Origin of the sequence: Hyphomicrobium sp. (assembly GCF_035572195.1) — a bacterium.
Taxonomy (GTDB): domain Bacteria; phylum Pseudomonadota; class Alphaproteobacteria; order Rhizobiales; family Hyphomicrobiaceae; genus Hyphomicrobium_B.
The window spans coordinates 1-4,865 of record NZ_DATNBA010000160.1; the positions used below are offsets into that span (position 1 = coordinate 1).

Below are 4,865 nucleotides of genomic sequence, written 5' to 3' on the forward strand. Positions count from 1 at the left end.
CACGGACACGCGTATAGCGGTGCGGCTCGACGACCGCGATGACGCGACCCTTGGCGCCGCGGCGCGCCGCCCCGAGCACGGCCGCGATTTCGGTCGGGTGGTGGCCGTAGTCGTCGTAAATCGCGACACCGTTCCATTCGCCCGTCAACTGGAAGCGCCGTTTGACGCCGGAAAATCCGGCCATCGCCGCTTTGATCTTCGCGTCTTCTATCCCGGCTTCCGTCGCGACTGCAATCGCGGCGAGCGCATTGAGCGCATTATGCGCGCCCGGCAGCGGAACCGACCAGCCTTCGAGCTTGCGCGCCCCGCCCTTGACGCGCGCCGTCAGGCTCGCGTCGAAGTACGTCGTGTTGCCCTCGATGCGCACCGACTGCAGGATGAGATCGCAATCCGTGCTCTCACCGTAAGTTAGCAAGCGGCGCCCATCGGCGCGAAGACCAAGGCTCTGCACCATATCGCGCACGATCGGATGATCGATGCAGGCGACCGCGAGGCCGAAAAACGGAATGTTCTTGAGGAAAATTTCGTACTCGCGGTGCATCGCTTCGACCGAGCCGAAGTAGTCGAGATGCTCGGGATCGATATTGGTGACGATGCCGATCTCTGTCGGCAGCCGCGTGAACGTGCCGTCGCTCTCGTCGGCTTCGACGAGCATCCACTTGCCCTGGCCAAGCCGCGCATTCGATCCCCACGAGTTGATGATGCCGCCGGTGATCACCGTCGGCTCCTCTCCCGCTTCCGCGAAAATATGCGACAGCAGCGACGTCGTCGTCGTCTTGCCATGCGTGCCGGTGACCGAGATCGTCGAATAAAGCCGCATCAGCTCGGCAAGCATTTCGGCGCGCCGGATGATCGTCAGGCCCTTTTGGCGTGCGGCGACGAGTTCGGCATTCAAGGCTTTCACCGCCGTCGAGATCACGACATAGCGCGCCCCGATCAGGTTCACCGGGTCGTGCCCGACGAAGACGCGGATGCCTTTGGCGCGAAGTCGTTTGACGTTGGCGTTTTCTTTCTGGTCCGAGCCCTGGACCGTATAGCCCTTGGCGACCAGGATTTCGGCAATTGCGCTCATGCCGATGCCACCGATACCGATGATGTGAAACGGCCCTACGTCGCGCGGCATTTGCATGGATGAACGTCCTCGTAGAGCCGCTTTGGCACGGCCCAGTGTTTAGAGCCTCATGTTCGTCGGTACGCGGGCAGCTGGTCGATGTCCATCTGCCAGTTCCAGCGTGAAATCCGCAAGACGCCGAACGGCGTCGGCTCGTCCGGCGGTTTTAGCTGCCACGGCTGCCGTCGCAAGGGTACCCGGCGCTGCAAGCAACTTTTCTATCTCGTCGGCGAGGCGCTCGGGCGACAGATTTCGCTGCTCGATGCACCACCCACCACCTGATTCGGCAAGACGCCGGGCGTTATTGAGTTGGTCGTTATCGAGGGCATGCGGCAGCGGCACTAGGATGGACGGACGGCCGATGACGGTTAGTTCCGCGACGGTCGAAGCGCCGGCCCGCGCGATGATGAGATGAGCTGCCGCCATCCGCGCCGGAAGGTCAGCGAAGAACGGCGCGATATCAGCGCTGATACCGGCTTCGGTGTAAGCCTCCCGCACCCGCTCCACATCTTCCTCGCGCGCCTGCTGCACGACGCGAAGGCGCTTGCGCACGAGGTCGGGCAACGCAAAGAGCGCCAGCGGTACGGAGTCCGCGAAGAAGCGTGCCCCCTGGCTGCCGCCGAAAATAAGAATGCGAACGACGCCATTGGGGCCCGGCACGTCGTAGCCGCGCGTAGCCGCATCGATGACCGCCTGGCGCACGGGATTGCCGGTCAGCACTGCCTTGTGCGCAAGCCTGCCGTCGAGAAATTTCGTGCGATCGAACGACGTTGCAATCGCTGTGGCACGCTTGACGAGCATCTTGTTGGCACGCCCGAGCACGGCGTTCTGCTCATGCACCGCCGTCGGAATGCGTCTGAGACGCGCCGCGACGAGTGGCGGATACGTCGGATAACCACCGAATCCGATGACGGCACTCGGCTTCACCTGCTTCAGGATCGTGAATGCCGCCTTGATGCCGCTGGCGAGAGCAACCGCCGTTTTGGCGACATCGCGGGGCGTGCGCGACGCCAGCGTCGACGACGGCACCTGATAGATCGCTCGCGCCGGAAATCCCGAGCCGTAGCGATCGCCGCGCATGTCGGTCATCAGATCGACGGCAATGCCTCGCCGGCGCAGCTCTTCGGCAAGAGCGAAGGCGGGAAACAAATGCCCGCCCGTTCCGCCGGCAGCCAGCATGATCGATTGCTCTCCACTCATTGATCGCCGCTCATGGTGACGGAGTATGTCCCGTGTATTGCCCGGCGTCGATGGTCGGCACCATTCGGGGCTTTTTGAGGCGCGACGGGTCCGGACGCCAGCGCGTCAGCGCCAGAAGCATTCCGGCCGTGATCGAAAGCGCCAGCATCGACGACCCGCCCGCCGAAATGAAGGGAAGCGTCATGCCCTTCGGCGGCAGGAGGCCGATATTGACGCCCATGTTGATAAGGGATTGCAAACCGAGGAGAAGCGCCAGGCCCTGTATCGCAAGCCGGTCGGGAGCACTGGGCTCGTCAGCGGCGCGCATCATCGACTTGACGACGATAAAGGCAAAAACACCGAGTAGCGCAATGCACGCCAGAACACCGTACTCTTCGCCGATGACCGCGAAAATGTAATCGGTATGCGCGTCCGGCAGCACGGATTTGATCCTTCCCTCGCCGGGCCCGCGGCCGAAAAATCCCCCCTCCGAGAACGATTGCATGGCGCGGCCGACTTGGAAGTTCTCGAACGGCGCGGCACTGAAGAATTTCTCGAGCCGCGTCTGCACGTGGCCGAAGTTTTCGTAGGCGAGCCACATGCCGCAACTGCCGGCGAGCAAAAGTATGGCGGCACCGATTGGGGGCAGTCCTGCCAGAAGATAGAGCAGCCCAGCCGTCGTGCTGATCAATACGGTCTGGCCGATGTCGGGCTGTGCGACGAGCAGGCCCACCAGCACCGCCCAAAGAACGAGCGCCATCGGCAACGCCGGCATGTCGCTGCGTTCGCTGGCTTCCGCGAAGAGCCACGCGAGGATAACCACGAAGGCAGGCTTTGCGAATTCCGACGGCTGCAACGTGTAGCCGCCGAACTCCAGCCAGCGTTGCGCCCCATTCAACTCGGCGCCCGAGAAAAGTACCGCGAGCATGCAGGCGACGGCGCCAAGAAGTATGACGGCGGCGAGCCGGCGAACGCCGACTGGCGACAGCAGCGAGACGGCAAGCATCACCAGCGTACCCAAGCCTGCAAAAACCACATGCCGTTCGACAAAGTAATACGTCGGCAGTCCTTTTTTGAGCGCCACGGCCGGCGAGGCGGCGAATGAAAGCACGACACCGATGCCGATGAGGCTCAACAGCGCCATCAGTAGGCTGCGGTCGATCGTGAACGACCACGTTGCGAGCAGACTGCGATCGGCGCGCGACAGTTTCATTCTTGCGCCTTCATCGTGATGCCCGGCAGCGCCGCCACGAGGGCACGAAAAGCATCGCCGCGAACCTCGAAGTTCTTGAACTGGTCATAGCTCGCACACGCCGGCGAAAGCAGTACGACCGGCTCAGCGCCGCGACTTTTGGCAGCGTCCCTTGCCGCTTCAGCGACGGCAGCATCGAGCGTTTTGCTCCGCTTGAAATTGACTTTACCTTCAAGGGTCGCTGCGAAGTCCTCGCTCGACTCGCCGATCAGATAAGCCTTGATGACGCCGCCGAACAAAGGCGCCAGACTTGCGATGCCGCCCGCCTTGGGTTTGCCGCCGACGATCCAGAATACATCGCGCGGAAACGACAGAAGCGCCTTCTCGGTTGAATCGGCGTTTGTCGCTTTGCTGTCGTTGATGAACAGTACGTTGCCCACGCGCCCGACTTCTTCCATCCGGTGCGGCAGGCCGGGGAACGACGCCAGCGCCCCTTGCCAATCGAGATCGGCGGATCGACCGAGCCAATTCAGGCACTCGCGAACCGCCGCAACGGCAGCGAGTGCGTTCTGCGCATTATGCCGCCCGCGCAACGTCGTAATCCCCGACAGCGAGCCAAGCTTGACGGCGAGCGCCGCACGGTTGCTGCAGACGATCGTACCGTCGAGCAAACTGTATCCCGGCGCGAGCGACTTCTCCGCACTGAACGCTACCGCGGGTCCGCTCTCGATGCGCCGCTTCAGCATCGCGAGGCCAAAATCGTCATCGATACCGATGGCCGCGACCTCGGCCCCTTGAACGACGCGCTCTTTGACGGCGGCGTAATTCTCTATGGTGCCGTGACGATCGAGATGATCCGGCGTGACATTCAGCATCACGCCCACCGTCGGATTGAGCGTCGGGGTCAGGTCGATCTGGAACGACGACATCTCGACGACGTGAAACCGATCGGCCGCCGGTTCTTCGAGAGTCAGGATCGCGCGGCCAATATTGCCGCCGAGTTGCACGTCGTAACCGGCGTGGCGAAGAATATGCGCGACGAGCGCCGTCGTCGTCGATTTGCCGTTCGTACCGGTAATCGCAATGAACGGCGCCTTGGGTGCACGCAAAGCCCGCTCGCGCGCGAATACCTCGATGTCGCCAATGATCTCGACACCGCTTTGACGCGCCTTGACGACGGTCCAATGCGGCACGGGGTGGGTCAATGGCACGCCCGGCGCGAGCACGAGCGCCGAAAAACCAGACCAGTCGGCTGTCGCCAGATCGACGAGGGGTAGGCCGTCGCGAAGTGCCGCCTCGCGACCCGCCGCACTATCGTCCCAAGCCGCAACGTCGGCGCCGCCTGCGAGCAGCGCACGCGCAGCCGCGGTCCCGGAGCTACCC

At 63.2% G+C, this 4,865-nt stretch carries 4 protein-coding genes; all 4 read right to left on the reverse strand.

Features of this window, described 5'->3' with window-relative positions; genetic code table 11:
* Positions 1 to 1,129: UDP-N-acetylmuramate--L-alanine ligase (gene murC / locus VN623_RS13470; protein WP_325571738.1), on the reverse strand; the 1,129-nt coding region annotated here is incomplete at its 3' end.
* 42 nt (positions 1,130 to 1,171) lie between these two features.
* The gene (gene murG / locus VN623_RS13475; RefSeq protein ID WP_325571740.1) at positions 1,172 to 2,311 is read right to left on the reverse strand and encodes an undecaprenyldiphospho-muramoylpentapeptide beta-N-acetylglucosaminyltransferase; all 1,140 of its coding nucleotides are present in this window, start codon (positions 2,309 to 2,311) and stop codon (positions 1,172 to 1,174) included.
* Positions 2,312 to 2,321: 10 nt separating this feature from the next.
* Entirely contained in the window at positions 2,322 to 3,503 is a 1,182-nt protein-coding gene (locus VN623_RS13480; protein ID WP_325571742.1) for a putative peptidoglycan glycosyltransferase FtsW, read from the reverse strand.
* On the reverse strand, positions 3,500 to 4,865 hold a 1,366-nt coding region (murD, locus tag VN623_RS13485), incomplete at its 5' end, for a UDP-N-acetylmuramoyl-L-alanine--D-glutamate ligase (protein WP_325571744.1). The genes VN623_RS13480 and murD, both read right to left, overlap by 4 nt.

Coding starts and splice junctions, on each gene's coding strand:
- murG (WP_325571740.1), bottom strand. CDS start 2,311: ATGAGTGGAGAGCAATCGATCATGCTGGCTGCCGGCGGAACGGGCGGG.
- VN623_RS13480 (WP_325571742.1), bottom strand. CDS start 3,503: ATGAAACTGTCGCGCGCCGATCGCAGTCTGCTCGCAACGTGGTCGTTC.